Here is an 18878-nt window from a genome sequence, read left to right on the forward strand (position 1 = left end):
CTTGATTTAAGCGTAAATTTTTGCGGTATTACTTAAACCGCTTTCAACACAATGCTATAATAATACGTGGGAACAAATTTTACAAGTACTTACCATTTAATTTTTTGGAGGCCTGTCATGTATCACGAAATCGCAGAAGATCTGATTCGCGCCATCGAGGCTGGCAATTTTCACGACAAATTACCGACCGAACAGCAACTGATGAAACAATACGCCGTCAGCCGCAACACGATCAGGCGCGCGATCGACGTCGTCTACCAACGTGGCCTTCTTCGCCGGGTACAGGGATCAGGCTATTTCATCAACCAAACCCAATTGGAAAATAAGGCCACGCTCAACTTGTCCTTCGGCGTGGGGAAAAAATTGCTGGCAGGCGGTATTTTGACCAGCAAAGTCGTCACCTTCGACCGCGTCAAGGCCGGCGAGATCGACCTGGCCAGCCGACTGCGCATCGATGCGGACCTCGATCTATACCGAATCTTCCGGCTTCGCTACCTGAACGCGCAGCTTTACTGCTACGAACAGGCGTATTACATGCGGGACGTCATCCCGTTTCTTTCCACTGACAGCATCAACTCCTCGATCTTGGATTTCGTGCGCGATACTTATGATATCGAGATCTCGTCGAGCGAGAACTTCATTTCCCAGGTCTCGCTTGAGCCGGATCAGGCCGAACTGCTTCACGCGCCGGTCGGGACGCTAAAGATGATGCTCGAGCAGGTCAGCTACTCGAAAAACAATGTGCCGTTTAATTTCTCGCGGACGATCTATGACTACCCGGGGCTGAACTTCTACTTCCACTCGGCCCACCTCGCGTCGAACTAGCGGGCTTCGCTTCTATCATCTCAGGTTGTGGGCTTTGCCTGCAACGATGGGCATGTTTGTGCGGTTTGGGATTCGAAAACCGTTTGAGGTATCGCCCGGGTGGACTCCGGCCAGAAATCGGCTGGCGACCGTAGTAGAGCGGCAAGCAACTTTGAGCCCGCTGGAAAGCGCGGTCTCAAAGCTCACTTTCGGTGTAAGCGGCACAGCCGCTAACACCGACGAGGGGGCTTGCTCTTGGCGTTAGGCATTTATGCCTTACGCCAAGACATGCGAAACGAGCCGTTTCTGGCCGGAGCCCACCCTCATATCCAACTTTGAATTGATTCTAAACAAACTGGCATCTTCGGGAAAGTGCGAATGCTGACCCAGCGCCATTGCGTAGCCCGCTTTTTAGTTCAGGTAAACTCAGCATGTGAAATTATAATGACTTGCAGCGCGATACCCGCTCAAGTCCTCTGCCACGCCTTTCCTCGCCGCTTTCGCATGCGGCAAGTCCCCGTCGACTGCACAAAAAAAGGCCGATCCAGCCGTCTCACTCGACTGGATCGGTCTATTTTGTTCCTGTTACCGATGCAACATCCCCAGGCGGGCGTCACGCCGCTTGGGTCGATCTTTGGTTCGGGTCAGGGCGTCTGTTCAGCGGCCCTCGTTTGTCAGATTGGTCCTGGCCGTTTGACCGCACTTAATACGGCCTTGATGAAGGGATTTTTTTAGATCTCCCAAATCGTTGTTTTCCAACTCGTTAGGGGGACGTGATCGGCGTCCCAGCCCGCAGTGGTACCGGGCTTTTCCGGAAGTACTTGTTCATTTGCCTGGTGTACCCAGGGTGACTAGGCAGGTTGGCCTTCCCAGTGACGGTCGCCGTCTTGCTGCGAGTCCGATTTTTTGGTGCCGCGGTGGGCTCCGGAAGAATCACCGCGCGTCGTCTCGTCCAAGACACGGGGTCTTGCAACAAACTGCGCCATTTTCCGGCCACCTTGCAGCACCCATTCTTAAGATGCAAAAAGTATAAACCCGAAAGCGCTTACTGTCAACTATTTTTCAACAATTATTTTGTGCACGTCCGGTTGTGAAAAACGCCACAGTAACGCGGCTCATTGGCGTTTTATCAGGTCCCGTTTTGCCAGCAAGCCGCAGCCAGTTAGACCCCACTTTGTGCAGCTTCGAACGTCGTTTGGAGGTCTGCATTCAAAGCGGCAAGCGCGGCTGGATCAATTTTGCAGACGGCGCGATCGAAGGTCCACAGGCCGTTGATCTCATCCTCGACATCGCTGACCTGGGTGTAGATCGCGACGGCCAGGCCTCGCGGAATATTCGCGCGCACGTGACTGTGATAAAGCTTGGTCAAGGCCGAAAGCAATGCCGCTGGATCTGCAAGGGACTTGTACCCAAATGCCCGGTCGACCTGAATGTGGTTTGGCACCGCCAGCGCGTACCCGCCAAATTCGGTGAGGGCCTGAATGCGCGCACCCGCGTTTTTCACCAGGCGAAACGGCTTGTAGTAACTATGATGGCTGCGAAAATCGCCGCTGCCTTGATCGTACCAACCCGAGGCTTGATCCACCAAACGCGTCGGATCGCGCCATGCCACCTCTGCCGCGATCTCATTGGCGGAAAATTGCCCCCAACCCTCATTGAACGGGACCCAGGTGCAAATGCTGACGGTATTTTTCAACAGATCGAGTGTGCGCTGGGCGTCGCGCAAGTAGACCGCCCGGCTGCGCGCCTCCCCGCGGCCCAGCAGCGCCGGATCCTGGTCGGAAAAATGGGCGCCGACGAATGGCAAAATACGAATCAGCCAATCATTATATGGCCCGCCGCCGGAAACAAAATCCTGCCAGACCAAGATGCCCAACCGGTCGCAGTGGTAATACCAGCGTAGCGGCTCGATCTTGATGTGTTTGCGCAGCATGTTGAAGCCCATTTCCTTGATCGCAGTGAGTTCGCGGACCACCGCGGCGTCGGACGGCGGGGTGTAAAGGCCGGCTGCCCAGTAGCCCTGGTCGAGCAGACCGGATTGGAAAAATGGCTGCCCGTTCAGCAAAAACGCCGGCCGCCCCGCCGCATCCAGGCCGCGGGCAAAACTGCGCAGGCCAAAATAGCTTTGCGCCTGATCGTCATCGGCCGTGATCACCACATCGTACAAAAATGGGTCGGCCGGGGTCCATAGATGCGGCCGAGGGAGCGACACGGTCACGTAGCCGCTTGCCGGGTCGATCGGCGCGCCGGCAACCGGTTCCCCATCGGCCAGCACCTGCACGGTCAGCGCAGACGCCGGCCGATTTGTCGTCAGCGCAACAGTCACCGCTCCGGCGGCCACATCCGGCGTGATCGTCAGGTCGGTCAAATAGGTCGCAGGCACCACTTCCAGCCAGACCGTCTGCCAGATTCCACTTTGCGGCGTATACCACATGCCGCCATGCGCCAATTTTTGCTTGCCGTATGCTTCCAGGCCTTGGTCGCTGTGATCCTGCACGGCGACGATCAACTCGACGTCCCGCGGCGCGGCCCCGCCTGTAATTTCCACTGTGAACGGCCAGTACCCGCCTCGGTGCGTCACCCGCAACTGCCGATCCACAAAGACCCGGCAGAATTGATCCACCGCCCCGAAATGTAGCAGCACATGCGCCCCGGCTTCAACCGCCGGCACCGTCACCGTTCGCTTGTACCACAGGGTCTGAGTCGGCGAAACCGGCCGCTGCACCCCTGAGGCCTTGGTCTCCGGCGAATACGGCACCAGGATCAGGCCGTCGTATTGCGTCGGTTCCTGCGCCATCTCGGTGATCGCGTATTGCCACCAACCGTTGAGATTCTGCCAGGTCGGCCGCTGAAGCTGGGGCCGCGGGTAATCATCCAGCGGCAAGGTTTTTTCATTATGAATTTTGTTTTCCATGTCCCCGCCTCCAGGTTTGCGTCACAGCGTTACATCGGCCACGATGCGACTGGTCTTAAATGGAAAATGGCTCTCAGAATACTCGAAGGGCTCGCCGCTGTCGGTATACGCCACTTGCTTGATCACGAGCACCGGTTCGCCGATGCGCTTGGCCACGCCGGCCGTGACATCGGGCATCCCCGCTTCGATCGCAAACACCTGACGATGGGCCCCGGCGATCTCGATCTCCGCCACATCGCGCAGATAGCTGTACAGCGAGCCCAGCAGCACCTGCTCCGTCAGGGTCGCGATCTTGGTCGGCATGATCGTATGTTCATAGGCGTATACCTTTTTATCCAGATAGCGCACGCGGCGAATGTCGTAGACCGGCGTGCCGCTGTCGATCAGGAGATTTTCCTCCTCATCCGGCGCAGGTAGCCGCGCCTCCAGCCCAAGCACAAGGCTTGAGACTTGGCGGTCCTGGTAGGTAAAAGTGGTCCCCAGCGGCGCTTCGATGCTGGCGGCTTGGCGCGCGGCGTTGGGGTTGTAGTCCTTGCGTAAAAATGTGCCGGCGCCGCGTTTTGTGTAAACGACCCCTTCGATGATCAGGCTTTGAATCGCCTTGCGAATGGTGATGCGGGTCGTGTCGAATTGCTTGGCCAGTGTTTCTTGATCCGGTAACTGGGCGCCTGGGGCATAGGTGCCGTCGGTGAAAAGCGCCTGCAGTTTTTCTGCGATCTCTTGATATTTATACATGTGTGTCTCCTTCTAGTCAGGCTACAGCTCGCATGGTGGAAACATCTAGGCGGCTCAGGGGCTCGGTGGCCAGGACCGCCACCAAGTCTCTGAGCCGACCTAACTGTTCCAGCATCCGGCGAGCTTCCGCACCCTTTTTATGCGCCATGAATGGCGGTGGCGCCCGATTTTCCACTCGTCATCTATGGGCTTGAGCGAATGCTGGCGAGTATCCGTCAGTCATAGTCTATGCCTTCGCTTTGCATTTCGCCACAAAATAGTATATACATTTATTTGAAAGCGTGTTTACAGCGGTCGCGGGAGGCCGTTATAATGAGGACAGCACACAATTGAAGGGAGTCCAACAAATGGGACAAGCATTGCCAAAAGGGTTTCTCTGGGGGAATTCGACCTCCAGCATGCAGACAGAAGGCGGCTGGAACGAAGGCGGCAAGGGCAAGTCAGTCTATGACGTGCGCCCAGCCACGGAAAATTCGAGCGATTGGAAGGTCGCGATCGATGAATACCACGATTTCGATGAAGACTTCGATCTGATGGCGGCCGCGGGCATGACTTGCTATCGGTTCCAGATCTCCTGGAGTCGCGTCTGCCCGACCGGCGACGGGGATTTCAATGAGGAAGGCATCGCGTTTTACGACCGCTTGATCGATGGCCTCATCGCGCGCCACATCACCCCGATGATCTGCCTGTATCATTTCGATATGCCGCTGGCGCTGGCGGAAAAAGAGAACGGCTTTTTGAGTCGGCATGTGACCAACGCCTTCATTCGCTTTGGCAAGGAAATGATTGACCGCTTTGCCGATAAGGTGCCCTACTGGATCGTTTTCAACGAGCAAAACCTCTATTCAACGACCTACGCCAAGCATTACGCTGGCGTGCTGGAAGGCGGCGACACGGATCAGGAGATCTTCACCATCGCCCATCACGTGATGATCGCGCATGTCGAGATCGCCAACTACCTGCATGCGCATTCCACGGCCCAGATCGGCGGGATGCTCGCGTATGAGGAATGCTACCCGGCGACAAACAATCCGGAAGATATTTTGTTCGCGCGCCAGATCAACGAATTCTTCAATCGCAACCTACTGGATGTCTATGCCCATGGCCGCTACTCCAATGAAGTGTTGACCTTCATCAAGAACCACGACATCGACATGGACTTCACGGCCGCCGACCAAGCGCAATTCGACCAGGTGAAAACAGACTTCATCGCGTTTTCCTATTACCGCAGCGATTCCATCGACTCGACGAAGGTCCCGGTGGGCACGGTGCCGACGCGCTACCTTGATTATGGTGGCGTGCCGAACAAGTACACGCGCTATAACGAATGGGGCTGGAACGTCGATCCACTGGGCTTCCGCGACATCCTGAGCAAGGTCTACAACGAATACGGCATTCCGATGTTCCCAATCGAAAACGGCATCGGCGTCCGCGAAAACTATCAGGGCAAAGAGATTCAGGACGACTATCGCATTCAGTACCATCGCGTCCATCTTGAAGCACTGCGCGACGCGGTTCAGCAGGATGGCGTCAAGGTGCTCGGGTATCTCGGCTGGGGCCTCATCGACATTCCAAGCTCCGGTGGCAACTTCGACAAACGCTACGGCATGGTCTACGTGAACCGCACCAACCACGACCTGCTGGACATGAAGCGCGTGCCGAAGAAGTCGTACGGCTGGTTCAAACACGTCATTGAGAGCAACGGCGCGGATCTGGATTAATTTTGAAATGGACAAAAAAAGCGTTGGGCCTAGGCTCAGCGCTTTTTGGTTGGCTTCTGGTTGCCGGCAGTGGCCGCCGTCCGCCACCGATTTTTCCTCAGACCGCCGCCAGCGCCGCCTCGAGCATCGGTGTGTAATAGCGCTGGTAGCCGAGCTTGTTCAGGTGCGTGCCGTCCCCGCCATGAAAGACCGGCCGCCCGTTGTAAGAAAATTCAGCCGCCATCGCCGGCAGACAGGTGTTGATCGTGCCGGCGCGATACACGTCGACCACCGGAAATGCCCACTTAGCGCACAGTAAGGCCGCCAGCGCATGGGCCTGATCTTGCAGTGGCTGCGGGATGTTCGGCATGTGATGGACGCTCACGTACAAAATGGGCACCGCCGGATATTTTTGCCGCATGGTCCAGCAGGCATGCTCAAACGCCCCGGCGAAGGTGTTCCGGTCAAAATCGGCGTCCGCATAACCCAGCGCCGGCGTCCCGATCGCGCGCAACTGACCGATGTAACTCATGCAATCATTGACCAGGCCATCGAAAATGATCAGATCTGGCTGTTCGCTCGGCGCGCCCTGGACCTGCGCTGCGATGTCTGGCACCTGATTGTCACTTGGCCAGGTGTGATCGGTCGGCTTGGTCGGCACCACGGTCGCCCCATTTTGCGCAAAATTTTGCCAGGCCAGCTGATGCCGGGCGGCCAGATCATCGAGTAGCCCATAGTTCAGTTCGTGCCCGGCGATCAGGGAGTCGCCAAAGCTATACAGAATTTTGCCAGTCAGATTCATGAGGATGCCTCCAAAACAGTTTGCTTTGGGTCATCGTACCACGAATGCGGGTGAGCGAGGAGGAAAATTAGGCGCTTGACGGAAAGCGGATCAGTCTGGAAAATAGAGTCTATAAGGGATGATGAGAATGCCGATCACGATGTCTCAAGCTAAATTTCGCAAGCATTTCAACACTGCCCTCAACCGCGTGAACAACCAAGATGAAACGCTCACTATTGTCCGGCCAAATCAACGAGCCGTGGCGATTCTTTCGCTGGAGAAGTTAGTATGGCTTGAAACCGCCCTTTGCGCCCGCCCTGAGTCGCTCGAATATGCCGTCGCATTGGATCAGTTAAATCGCCGCGAGGTATTGGCCGATACTGAGCCGATCGTTGAAGCCGATGATGCCTATTGGAAGCAGTTCTATTGATCAGGCACGTCAAAACGGCGGATTCAAAAACAGCAGCGCACCCCACCCAGGGCGCACTGCTGTTTTTTGATTCCATGTGACCCTACGCCTTGACGCTTGCCGTGACCTGATCCGCGTCGCGCCGCCCAGTCCGGGCCCGCAGCGCGTAAAGAATCGTCACGGTATCGACGACTTCCTGCAACAGCGCGCCGATCATGGCCGGAATGATACCGGAGCTGGCGATCAGCATCAGCCCCGTGCAGATTGCGATGCCGATCAAAACAGCTTCTCGGGCGATGCGCATCGTGTCCTGCGCAATGATCATGGCAGATGCGACCTTGGTCAAGTCGTCGCGTAGCACCACCGCATCGGCGCTTTCGCTGGCGGCCGTGGCCCCATGCGCGCCCATCGCGATGCCGACATCGGAAATGGCCAGGGATGGCGCATCATTCACCCCGTCGCCGACCATCACCGCCGGCCGGCCATGACGATCGATTTTTTCCAAAACCGCGATCTTATCCGCGGGCAACTGCTCGGCGTAAACCGTGTCCAGCCCCACCTGCGCCGCCACCTCATCGGCGATTGCCTGGCTGTCGCCGGAGATCATCATTGTGTCGGCCACGCCCAGCTGGTGTAGCGCGGCGATCGTTTCCTTTGCTTCGGGCCGCACAATGTCGGTGAATGTGATATACCCGGCATATTGGCCATCGACGCCAACGTAAACGGCGGTATCATTCGCGTCCTCCGTCGCCCCGGCGAACGCGCGCTTGCCGACAACGAGCTGATGCCCATCCACCACGGCCCGCACGCCACTGCCAGTCACCTCTTCCACATCGCTGGCCGGCCGCAGCTTGGTCGCTCCAAGATGCGAAACCAGCGAACGCGCCAGAATGTGGGTGCTTTGCTGCTCGGCGCTGGCCGTCAGCGTCATCAATTCTTCCTTGGAAAAATCGGCAGTGGGCTCGATCCGTGCCACGTCCAAAACGCCTTGCGTGATCGTGCCTGTTTTATCAAACGCAACCGTTTTGGCGATGGCTAATTTCTCCAGCGCCGTGCCGGATTTCACAATGATCCCGTCGCGACTGGTGCGGCTCATCCCCGACACCATGGCCACCGGCGCCGCCAAGATCAGTGGGCACGGCGACGCCACGACCAGCACTTCCGCAAAGCGAACGGGATCACCGGCCAACGCCCAGGCCACCCCAGCGATAATATAGGCGACGATCGTGAAAGGCAGCGCATAGCGGTCCGCCATCCGGACAAAATGGGCAGGCTTGGCTTCACTTTCCTGGACCAACTTGACGATCCCCTGATACTGACTATCCGCCGCACGCTTCGTGACTTGCACGGTCAGCGCCGCGTCGCCATTGACCGTCCCCGACATCAGGTCATCGCCAACTGTTTTCGCCACCGGCCGCGATTCGCCCGTCAGGCTGGCCTCATCGACCATGCTGTCGCCATCCGTGATCACCCCATCGACTGGCACGAGCTCGCCCGGCTTGACCACGATTGCCTCCCCGACTTGGACCACGTCGACATCGACCTCTTCAACGCGCCCATCGACCAAGCGATTGGCCGTCGTCGGCGTGTTGTCCAACAAACTCTTCAGATCAGAGTTCGCCTTGCGCGCCGCAAAGTCCTCCAGCGCATCCCCACCGGTGAGCATCAACAGGACGATCATCGATGCCCAGTATTCGCCCACGGCCAGCGTGGCCACGACCGCCGTGATCGCCAGCAGGTCCACGCCAAACGAGCCACTGCGAAGCGTTTTGATCATGTCGATCAGCATCAAAAGCGCGATGAGCGAGCCTAAAATGGTGATGACGCCCTGTGCCCAAAGCGCCTGCCCCAATCCAAACTCACAGATCAGGGCCACTACCCCTACTGCCAACACTGCCCAAAGCCGTCGATACTCACGCATGTTCATGTCCCCCTTATGTACTTTGTAACTTCTAATTAATTATAACCATTCCAATCTGAAAAGTCTAGGACAAGTTCGTCGCTTCACGTGAAACCGCCGGATATAGCGCGCTTTTTTGTCAAAATTGTAGCAAAAAGGACACGCGGCTGCGTGTCCTTAAATCGCTCTATAGAGGACAGTGGGCCAGGCCGAACTATCTGCTCAGGCCTCCCAGCCCGCTCCGCACCCTTTCCCAGTTGGGCTCCACGGGCCAGGTCTGAGACAGATAGTCAACCCGGTCGCCCGATGGCCAAGTGCGCCATCAACCGCCCAGGCCGAACTATCTGCTCAGGCCTCCCAGCCCGCTCCGCACCCTTTCCCAGTTGGGCTTCGGTGCGCATGCTCGAGGCAGCTAGGTACGCCAGTCACTCGGGGCTTAGTGCGCCCCAAGCGCCAGGCTAGCCTAGCTGCTCGACCATCCCGCGCACCTCCGCACCCTTTAATTATGGTGTCGGGTCCGCGCTTCTGCCTTGACGACTTGCGGAGTTGGGCCTTCTTCCACCAACGTCTGCAGGCGGCCAAACAACATCAAGAGCCAACCGAACGCGATTGCAAAGGCCTGCACCTCAAACGCCGTCAGCGAGGGATACCCAACCAGCCGAAAGCCGAAATTGAGAATCAGCAGGAAGATCCCTGCCCCGTATGATAACCACAGGAACTCTTTTGTCACCCCAGGCAACAGCCAGCGCAACCCGATGATCAAAAAGACGATCAGAAACACCAGCATCCCCGACACGGAATCATGCAGCCAGTGAAGCCACGGCGTATCCGTGAAGTTCGGGAACGCCCCGACCGCGCCGAGATCCACCGCCGTCAGCGTCAGCATCACCCGCAGCAGACTCAACTGCCACGTCCGCGCCATCACTTCTTGTAGCGACACAAACAGATAATCGATCAAGGCAACCATGATCAGCGCCGACAAGATCAGCGTGAAATTAAATTGCCAACTGTTGGCCGCTTCCGGCGACCCCAGAAAACTGAGGTTCCGCTGCCACCAGTGACGCTGCCCATTGGAGGCCATCGAGATCACGACCCCGCCGATGATGACCGTGGTCAAAAGCGTCGTGAGAATTCGTCCATTGATGCGAAAAGCCGCCGCAACCATAAACGCATTGACGAAAAAATCGAAGATCACCAAGATCAACATCGACGTGAACCGGTCAAACGCCGCCGTGGGAAAAAGCTCCCCGAGCACCCAGAAAATCCCGATCAACGCGAGCCCCAAGATCAGCACCAGTGACAACGTGATCGTGGGAAAATTTCGCCAATATATTTTGCTAGAGAATCGGTTCGCATTATCATTGCGCGACTTGATGAAAAAGCCAATAAATAAAAGCGACCCAGAGATCAACCCCAAAATAATGGTCAGCGAGGCCACCGAGTTATCACCGGCCAGCGGCATCAACCCGAGATGTTGCACCGACGCATACACCATCGCCACAATTCCCATCACAAGCGCAACCGCCAGCGGCCAAATGATCAAATACCGCTGCCGAAGTGGCGACACCACCCCACTCGTGTAACTCAGCGTGTTGCCCCGCACCTTCAGCTGCAACTCGTCCCCCGGATGAATCGCAAGCTGACTCGCCACCGCATCCGGCACCTCCACCATGATCTTCTTATGTGAACTACTCTGTGCCATCCCACTTCTCCTCTGCTAAACTCTCAACTATTATAGCAATCTCGCCGGCGAAAACCCGCGACACGGGAAAAATAGTCACAAGAACCGGGCCACACCGCCCAATAAACTTGGCTGGTCGGTCTCATCCAACCACAAAAAAGAGGCAACAAGGGCGTCGGACCGGCCATGCGAAGGGCGGACATCCGAGTAATCGAAATTTTTCCTTCTATATAAATAGCAGGCCACAAACACAACTGGCCTACTCGATGCACATGGCCAGGCGAAGACACAGGCACATCCAAGGCCGAATCGAGGATCAAACCGTCAAGCCGCGTCACAGCATCAGCGAGCATCCACGGACAAGGTCGCCCGCTACTCTGCACCACTCAAACAGCGACCAGCCGCATTCGACTAAACCGCTATCCCTCACTAACAGTCACCGCTTCCGGCAAACAGCTTGATTCCTGGATCTAAGGGTGGGCGCCGGCCAGAAACGGCTCAGCCCCCTCGTCGGTGTTGGCGGCTCTGCCGCTTACACCGAAAGTGAGCTTTGAGACCGCGCTCTCCGCGGGCTCAAAGTCACTTGGGAGCGTTCCAGCCGATTTCTGGCCGGCGCCCACCCGGGGGCCAACACAACAAAAAAAGACGTCCACCAAGAAGCGGTGGACGCCACAGAACAATAGCAGTTTAGTCGTTTGCGTGCGCCGCTTGGGCAGCATGCTGGTAGCCGGCGACCTCGTCGGTGGCGGCGTAGATGAAGTGCCCGGGGAAGACCTCGGTCATGCTTCGGGCCTTGTCATCGCCCTCAGCTTGGCTGGCATCATACGGCACCAGCACGCGCCGGCGCTCCGTGTCCGGATCCGGCTCCGGAATCGCGGAAAGCAGACTCTGCGTGTACGGGTGAAGCGGGTGCGTGTACACCTCATCGGAAGACGCAAGCTCCACCAGCCGGCCATTGTGCATGACGGCGATCCGGTCGGAAATATATTTGACCATCGACAAGTCATGCGCAATGAACAGATACGTCAGGCCATTTTTATCCTGAATATCCTTCATCAAGTTGACCACTTGGGCCTGAATGGACACATCCAGCGCCGAGATTGGCTCGTCGGCGATGATGAATTCCGGCTCCACGGCCAGGGCGCGGGCGATGCCGATTCGCTGACGCTGGCCCCCGGAAAATTCATGCGGGTAGCGCGTGGCGTGATCGGGGTTTAACCCAACTTCTTCCAGCAACGCGGCGACACGGTCATCGCGCTCTTTTTCGGACTTGACCAAATGGTGAATGTCCAGGCCCTCTGCGATGATGTCCTTGACCTTCATGCGGGGGTTCAAGCTCGCATACGGATCCTGGAAGATCATCTGCATTTGGCGCCGGAATTGATGCATGGCCTTGCTGCCATTTTTCAACTTGGCGATGTCTTGGCCTTCGAACTTGACGGTGCCAGAAGTCGGGTCATACAGGCGAATGATCGAGCGGCCGGTCGTCGTTTTCCCCGACCCGGATTCGCCCACCAGCCCCAATGTCTCGCCGCGATAAATGTCAAAGGAGATGTCTTGAATGGCGCGGACCTCATCTTTTTTCCCGGCGTTGAAGGTCTGCACGAGATCGCGGACTTCGACTAATTTTTCACGCGTGTCTTCGCTCATTTGGCGGCCTCCTGACTTGGGTGTTTCTGCGCCCATATCTTGCGCCGGCGCACGATCTCCGGCGGCAGTTCAACGGTCGGCGCACCGGGCGCCAGCAGCCATGTCGCTGCATAATGCGTCTGAGACACCTGGAAAAATGGTGGCTCCTGTTCGGTGTCGATCTTCATCGCATAGCGATTGCGGGGCGCAAACGCGTCTCCCTTGGGCGGGTCGAGCAGATCCGGCGGCGTGCCCGGAATGGCGTAGAGGCGGTCGCGCTTGGTCTCAAGCGTCGGCATCGCCTCCAGCAGGCCCCAGGTATAGGGATGCTGCGGGTTATAAAAGACTTCATCGACATCGCCGGACTCGATGATCTTGCCGGCGTACATGACGGCGACGCGATCCGCGATGCCAGCCACCACGCCCAGGTCATGGGTGATGAAAATGATCGCCGTGTCGATCTTATGTTGGATCTCTTGGAGCAGGTGAATGATCTGGGCCTGGATGGTCACATCCAGCGCGGTGGTCGGTTCGTCGGCAATCAGGACCTTGGGATGGTTGATGATTGCAATAGCGATAACGATGCGCTGGCGTTGCCCGCCAGAAAATTGATGCGGGTAATCCTTCAGCCGGCGCGCGGCATCATGAATCCCGACAAGTTCAAGGACCCGGACCGCCTCTTTCAGCGCGGCTTTTTGCGAGATCTTGGTGTGCAGGCGCAGTGGTTCTGCGACCTGTTTGCCAATGGTCATGGTCGGATCAAGGGACGTCATCGGATCCTGGAAGATCATCGCGACGTCATTGCCGCGCATGGCGTTGAGCTCTTTTTCCGACTTTTTCAAAATGTCCTTGCCTTCGAGCTTGACCTCGCCAGCTTCAATCTTGGCGTTGGTCGCCAGCAAGCCCATCACCGTGCGCATGGTGACGGATTTGCCGGAGCCGGATTCTCCGACGATGGCCAGCGTCTCGCCTTTGTTCAGGTGAAACGAGACGTCGCGAATGGCATGGACCGGGCCGGCGAAGGTGTTAAAATCGATGGTCAAATGATTGACCTCAAGAATTTTTTCCATTATGCCGCCCCTTTCTAATGAGATGACCGCGGATCAAACGCGTCGCGCAGGCCATCGCCGAGCAGGTTGAACGCCAGCATCAACAGCACGATGACGATCGCCGGGAACACCAGCATGTACGGCTGCGTCTGCAGGTTCTGCTGGGCGTCGGAAAGCAGCGTCCCCAGACTGGCTTGCGGCGACGGAATCCCGATGCCGATGTAAGACAGGAAGGCTTCAAAGAAGATCGCCGACGGAATGGTGAACATCGTCTGAATGATGATGGTGGAGCTCAGGTTCGGCACCAGATGCTTCAGCGCGATCTTCACCGAACTTTCCCCAAGCGTGCGGGCGGCCAGCACATATTCCTGGTCCTTGAGCTGCAAGGTTTGGGCGCGCACCAGGCGGGCCATGGTGACCCAGCCGGACAGCGCGATGGCCAAAATGATCGAGGTGAGGCCGGGCTTGAAGACCAGCAGCATCAAGATTACGACGACCAGGTTTGGCACGGAGGAGATGATCTCGATCACACGCTGCATCACGATATCGGTGCGGCCGCCGCGCCAGCCTGAGATGATGCCGTACACGACGCCGATCGACAGGTCAAAGAAGGTCGCGACGATCGCGATGATCAAGGACACCCGCGTCCCTGCCAGCAGCCGGCTCAGCATGTCGCGGCCAAAGCCATCGGTGCCGAGCAGAAAATAGACGCCATCCTTAATGCCATTTGCCTTGTAAACATCCACGCCGTTGTTCCAGCCGTTGAGCCCCGGAATATTCAGGTTGCCCCATTTTGGCGGCAGGTAAGAATAAGTCAGGTTCTGGTGATTAGGATCCGCTGGGGACCAGAAAAACGAGCCGAATGCCAGCACCGCGATCACGACCAAGATCCAAAATGAGATGATTGCAGCCTTGTTTTGGCGCAGCCGGCGCATCGCGTCTTGGGTAAAGGTCAAAGCCGGCGCCGCGATACGTTCTTTTTCAGTCTTGTCGACTTGGGCGGGTTCAAACGCGTCTTTTGGCAGCGAAGCCATGGCGGTCGCTGATTGATTTTTCGCATCTGCCATTTTAGTTTGCCTCCCCTGTCAGTCGAATTCGTGGATCAATGAAGCCATATAGGATGTCAACAATGAGAATGACCACCGTCAACATGAAGCAGTACATGATGGTCAGGCCCATAATGACGGGATAGTCGTTGGTCGTGATCGACTTAACGAACTGCTCGCCGATGCCGGGAATCGCGAAAATATTTTCCACGACCATGGAGCCGGACATCAGATCGACCGCCATTGGCCCGATGATGGTGACGATTGGAATCATCGAGTTGCGCAGCGCGTGCCAGGCCACCGCCTGCCACTTCGCATCGCCTTTGGACCGGGCGAGCTCGATGTAATCACTGTTCAAGACGTCGACCATTTCCGTTCGCATGAAGCGCGCGGTATTGGCCAAGGGCGCCATGGCCAGCGCGATCGTCGGCAAAACGCTTGAGGAAAAGCCATTTTCCCACAGCGCAACGGGGAACAGGCCCCATTTGTAGGCGACGAAGAACTGGAGCAAGGCGGCAAACACGAAACTTGGAATCGAGCGGCCGAGAATGGCGAAAATTGTCGCCACGGAATCGACCCACGTATTTTTCCGGATCGCCGCGATCGCACCCAGCAGGATGCCGAGAATGGTACCAACGACCATGGCCTGGGCGCCGAGTTGCAGCGACGGGCCGACCCGGGTGGCGATCAGCGTCGACACAGGCTCGCCGACATACTGATAGGACTGGCCAAAATCACCATGCGCGATGCCGACGATGTACTGGAAGAATTGGACCCACAGCGGCTTATCCAGCCCGTATTGCTTGTTCAACAACGCGATCTGGTCATGCGTGAGCTTCGGATTATTGAACGGCGTCCCTGGCAGGAGCTTCATCAGAAAGAAGGTGATGCTCGCCACGAGAAACAGCGTCAAGATCAGGTACCCGATCCGCTTGAGAATGTATTTGATCATATGAGGTCTCCTTTGAACTCAAACAATGCCGCCACCCTTGTACCGATGACGGCATTGCCCGCTGCCGCGCCTTACTTGATGCTGGCGCCGACGTAGTTATAAAAGCCGTTCGGGCCAAACTTGAGGTCCTTGATCTTGGAGTTGACCAGGTGAGAAGCCACTTGCTGGTAAACTGGGATCACACCGGCTTCAGACGTAAGCAGCTCTTGTGCCTTGAGCAAGGTCGCCCAACGCTTGGTGGCATCCGTGGCATACGTGGTCTTGCTTTCTTGGATCAGCTTGTCGTATTGCGCGTTGCTCCACTTACCATCGTTATAAGCATTGCCAGAGGTGAACAGATCCAGGAAGGTGATCGGGTCTGGGAAGTCCGCGGACCAGCCGGAAACGACCATGTCGAACTGGCCATTTTGGCTCCGGGTCAACCGGGTCTTGAATGGCACGGTGGTGATGGAGACCTTCAGCCCATCCAGGGTCTGCAATGCACTTTGCAGGTACTGCGAGGTGGACTTGGCAGCGCTGGTATCATCAGACAGCAGGGAAACAGAGATCGAGGAGTTACCAGTTTCTTTCAGCCCTTCGGCAAAAAGCTTCTCTGCTTCCTTCTTGTTGTACGTGGTGTATTGCTTCGTGGATTCGGCCGCTTCGTTGGCAAAATCCTTCGTGGTATCATCCGGATCGCCGGCGAGGCCTTCAGGGGTGACCCCGGTGGCTGGAATGGAGCCATCGTTCAAGACTTTGGAGATGTACTGCTGACGATTGAGAATCATGGAGATCGCCTGGCGGATCTTGGTGTTCTTGAAGAAGCTGTCCTTCTTTTCGTTCATTTCAAGATAGAACACAGCGGATTGCTTCAGGGCGCTGTAATCCTTGTTCGACTTGGCCTGAGCCGCCTGCTGACCAGACAGTGAGGCATCGTCGAGCTTGCCGGTGTTGTAAAGATTCAAAGCCGTTGCGCTATCCTTAACGACTTTCGTTTGCAGGGTCTTGATGTGGACATTCTTCGCATTCCAATACTTCGGGTTCTTGACCGAGGTCCAGGAATCGCTGGTCCCGTTCCAGTCCTTCAGGATGTAAGGGCCGTTGGAAAGAATGTACTTGCTGCTGTGGCCATACTTGCTGCCCGCTTTTTCAACAAAGGCTTGGCTCTGCGGCGCAAAGGTCGGGCTGGCGAGCATCGTGTTGAAGTAAGGCATTGCGCGTTCAAGGGTGACGACCAAGGTGTCATCGCCTTCTGCCTTCACGCCCAGCGTGCTGGCCTTGGCTTTGCCGGCCATGATCGCATCGGCATTCTTGATGCCTGAGAACAGGTAGGCGTACTGAGACTTCGTGGCCGGATCAACGGTGCGCTGCCAGCTATAAACGAAATCTTTCGCGGTGACGGCGGTGCCGTTCGACCAGGTCGACTTGCGCAGATGATACGTGTAAGTCAGGCCATTGTTGGTCGCTTCCGGAACGGAGGTCGCCAGCGCTGGCTGAAGATCCGCGCCGCTATAACGAAGCAGACCTTCTGTCGTGTTGCTCAATGCCTGCCCGGAAATGATATCCGTGCTCATGGATGGATCCATGGTGGAAATGACATCTCCGACCATCGTGGTCCATGTGGAATCGCTCGCGGACTTGGTGGTCGCTTTGCTACTATTACCACCGCAAGCGGCCAAGACCGTTGCGAGTGTCAGGAGCATGGCGCCTGCCTTAAGACTCTTTTTGACTTTCATACTTGGTTCCCCCTCAAGAAATGCCGACAACTTATTTGTGATTGCGACTAGCGTACATTGGAAACAGATTAAATTCAAGCACTTTTTTCAATTCATTCTCATAAAGTGCCCACCGTTTTCACACATTCGTTATATTTTAAAAAAACGTCGGTGATCTTTCCGCTTATGGTATCGGCGCGGCGCAGATTCTTTAAATAAGTATTTTGTTCACTTCTGGCCGGTCACTGCTTATTCTCATTTTCACCACAAAATGGACAAACACTCATTTTCAAGCATCTTCTTCGTTCATGCGCGGATGCTTTTTGGGGGAAAAGAAAAAGCCACCGGCGCGGGCCGGTGGCTTCTACTGATGACAGACAGCTGTTTACAAATGCTGTCCGCCGTTTGTCAGAAAGTTATTTTATTTTTACTCGATTCCGATCTGATGCGGGCTCTTTTCATCCGCAGTCAGCTTCGGCAAGGTGATGGTCAAGACACCATCTTCATAATGAGCCTTGATGTCCTGCTCCTTCACATTCGGCAACCGATAGCTGCGACTCATCGCGCCATAGTGCCGCTCACTCATCAGGACATTACCATCCTTGTCCTCGTGATCATTGAAGTCAGTCTTTTTCACACTGATGTTCAAGATCCCATCCTGGTAGTTCAACTTGATATCGTCCTTGGCGATGCCCGGAACATCGACATTGGCGACATAATTCTTTTCCGTCTCCTTGATATCGGTCTTCAGGACCTGGTCAGTGGGCTGCATATTGCCGAAAAAGTGGCGCCCAAAATCATCAAAGAACGGGTCAAGCCAGTCATTGCGACGCATCATTTCATTAGCCATAAAACAAGTCTCCCTTCATTATTTGTGGTACACATTGATGATACTGACATGACAGCCAGTAATGCGAGTATTTAGCTTGCAGATTTTCGTTTTTCTTCTATTAAGTACGCAACGAATGACGCACCTATTGTGTTAGTCGATCGGGATGTCATGCGTGTGGACCTCAGCCGCCTTGGGCAAGGTGATCGTCAGCACCCCATCCTGGGTCGTCGCGCTGATCTTCGCCGGGTCCACATCCGGCAGCTTGAACTGGCGCTGGGCCTGCGTGTGCAGGCGCTCGCTGAGAAGCACCCCACTGTCTTGGCTTTCGTCTGCCGCATCCTCATGCACGGTGACCGTCAGGATCTCGTCTTGATAGCGCAGATCGATCGCGTCCTTTTTGACGCCCGGCACATCGACCGCCGCCACATAGGCCTGCGCCGTTTCACGGATATCAGTTCTAAGCAAGCGGTCATCATCAACTGCCGGCGCAAAGCGATCAAAGAAGCGGCGGCTCAGCTCATCAAACATCGGATCCGCCAGCCAACGACCTGAATTTGTCAACTCATTTGCCATCATCGAAAACTTCCTTTCACCACGAGAAGCGCACGTTTGCGTTTCTCTTATTCACATAATCTATGATAGTCGGATTTAGCAGTCTTGTCAACAGAGTGCTAATGTTTGGCAAAAAAACATGGCGGTCGCAATTGATCGCCATGTTTTCTGCTGTCTGAGGGGTTCAGTCAGCATTTTCA

15 protein-coding genes are annotated in these 18878 nt (G+C 56.2%); 3 read left to right on the forward strand and 12 right to left on the reverse strand.

Annotation, left to right across the window (positions count from 1 at the left end):
- Nucleotides 1-117 precede the first annotated feature (117 nt).
- Nucleotides 118-825 carry a GntR family transcriptional regulator gene (locus tag EKM95_RS02670; protein WP_125696294.1) on the forward strand — a complete coding sequence of 236 codons (708 nt, stop codon included), beginning with the start codon at nucleotides 118-120 and terminating at the stop codon, nucleotides 823-825.
- Between the two features lie 1141 nt (nucleotides 826-1966).
- On the opposite strand, the gene EKM95_RS02675 is transcribed toward EKM95_RS02670, so the two are convergent.
- Together EKM95_RS02675 and EKM95_RS02680 are read right to left on the reverse strand one after the other, a co-directional pair.
- Nucleotides 1967-3718 carry a glycoside hydrolase family 2 protein gene (locus EKM95_RS02675; RefSeq protein ID WP_125696295.1) on the reverse strand — a complete coding sequence of 584 codons (1752 nt, stop codon included), beginning with the start codon at nucleotides 3716-3718 and terminating at the stop codon, nucleotides 1967-1969.
- A gap of 21 nt (nucleotides 3719-3739) precedes the next feature.
- Nucleotides 3740-4453 (reverse strand): GntR family transcriptional regulator, encoded by a 714-nt coding sequence (locus EKM95_RS02680; RefSeq protein WP_125696296.1) that lies wholly within the window; start codon nucleotides 4451-4453, stop codon nucleotides 3740-3742.
- Between the two features lie 347 nt (nucleotides 4454-4800).
- On the opposite strand from EKM95_RS02680, the gene EKM95_RS02685 reads away from it, so the two are divergent.
- On the forward strand, nucleotides 4801-6174 hold the full coding sequence (locus EKM95_RS02685; protein ID WP_125696297.1) for a glycoside hydrolase family 1 protein: 1374 nt from the start codon (nucleotides 4801-4803) through the stop codon (nucleotides 6172-6174).
- A gap of 97 nt (nucleotides 6175-6271) precedes the next feature.
- On the opposite strand, the gene EKM95_RS02690 is transcribed toward EKM95_RS02685, so the two are convergent.
- Nucleotides 6272-6955 (reverse strand): SGNH/GDSL hydrolase family protein, encoded by a 684-nt coding sequence (locus EKM95_RS02690; RefSeq protein WP_125696298.1) that lies wholly within the window; start codon nucleotides 6953-6955, stop codon nucleotides 6272-6274.
- Between the two features lie 127 nt (nucleotides 6956-7082).
- Here EKM95_RS02690 and EKM95_RS02695 point away from each other — a divergent pair, with 127 nt between their 5' ends.
- On the forward strand, nucleotides 7083-7364 hold the full coding sequence (locus EKM95_RS02695) for a type II toxin-antitoxin system Phd/YefM family antitoxin (protein WP_125696299.1): 282 nt from the start codon (nucleotides 7083-7085) through the stop codon (nucleotides 7362-7364).
- An 82-nt stretch (nucleotides 7365-7446) separates the two neighbouring features.
- Here the strand turns inward: EKM95_RS02695 and EKM95_RS02700 are convergent, their stop codons facing one another.
- From EKM95_RS02700 to EKM95_RS02740, 9 genes are all read right to left on the reverse strand, one after another.
- Nucleotides 7447-9264, reverse strand: coding sequence for a heavy metal translocating P-type ATPase (locus EKM95_RS02700; RefSeq protein ID WP_125696300.1), 1818 nt, complete (start codon nucleotides 9262-9264; stop codon nucleotides 7447-7449).
- A 478-nt stretch (nucleotides 9265-9742) separates the two neighbouring features.
- Nucleotides 9743-10945, reverse strand: coding sequence for a DUF998 domain-containing protein (locus tag EKM95_RS02705; RefSeq protein ID WP_125696301.1), 1203 nt, complete (start codon nucleotides 10943-10945; stop codon nucleotides 9743-9745).
- Nucleotides 10946-11611: 666 nt separating this feature from the next.
- A complete protein-coding gene (locus EKM95_RS02710) occupies nucleotides 11612-12574 on the reverse strand; it encodes an ABC transporter ATP-binding protein (RefSeq protein ID WP_125696302.1) in 963 nt (320 codons plus the stop codon).
- On the reverse strand, nucleotides 12571-13623 hold the full coding sequence (locus EKM95_RS02715) for an ABC transporter ATP-binding protein (RefSeq protein WP_125696303.1): 1053 nt from the start codon (nucleotides 13621-13623) through the stop codon (nucleotides 12571-12573). The genes EKM95_RS02710 and EKM95_RS02715 overlap by 4 nt, the downstream gene beginning before the upstream one ends.
- A gap of 14 nt (nucleotides 13624-13637) precedes the next feature.
- Nucleotides 13638-14636, reverse strand: coding sequence for an ABC transporter permease (locus EKM95_RS02720; protein WP_125696350.1), 999 nt, complete (start codon nucleotides 14634-14636; stop codon nucleotides 13638-13640).
- 34 nt (nucleotides 14637-14670) lie between these two features.
- Nucleotides 14671-15600 (reverse strand): oligopeptide ABC transporter permease, encoded by a 930-nt coding sequence (opp3b, locus tag EKM95_RS02725; RefSeq protein WP_125696304.1) that lies wholly within the window; start codon nucleotides 15598-15600, stop codon nucleotides 14671-14673.
- Nucleotides 15601-15671: 71 nt separating this feature from the next.
- Nucleotides 15672-17315, reverse strand: a complete 1644-nt coding sequence (locus EKM95_RS02730) for a peptide ABC transporter substrate-binding protein (RefSeq protein ID WP_125696305.1) — start codon at nucleotides 17313-17315, stop codon at nucleotides 15672-15674.
- Between the two features lie 406 nt (nucleotides 17316-17721).
- On the reverse strand, nucleotides 17722-18144 hold the full coding sequence (locus tag EKM95_RS02735; RefSeq protein WP_125696306.1) for an Hsp20/alpha crystallin family protein: 423 nt from the start codon (nucleotides 18142-18144) through the stop codon (nucleotides 17722-17724).
- A 132-nt stretch (nucleotides 18145-18276) separates the two neighbouring features.
- Complete coding sequence (locus tag EKM95_RS02740; RefSeq protein ID WP_164510061.1) at nucleotides 18277-18699, reverse strand: Hsp20 family protein; 423 nt, start codon at nucleotides 18697-18699, stop codon at nucleotides 18277-18279.
- Nucleotides 18700-18878: the final 179 nt, after the last annotated feature.

The sequence above is a fragment of the Lacticaseibacillus yichunensis genome, assembly GCF_003946405.1.
Classification (GTDB): Bacteria; Bacillota; Bacilli; order Lactobacillales; family Lactobacillaceae; genus Lacticaseibacillus; species Lacticaseibacillus yichunensis.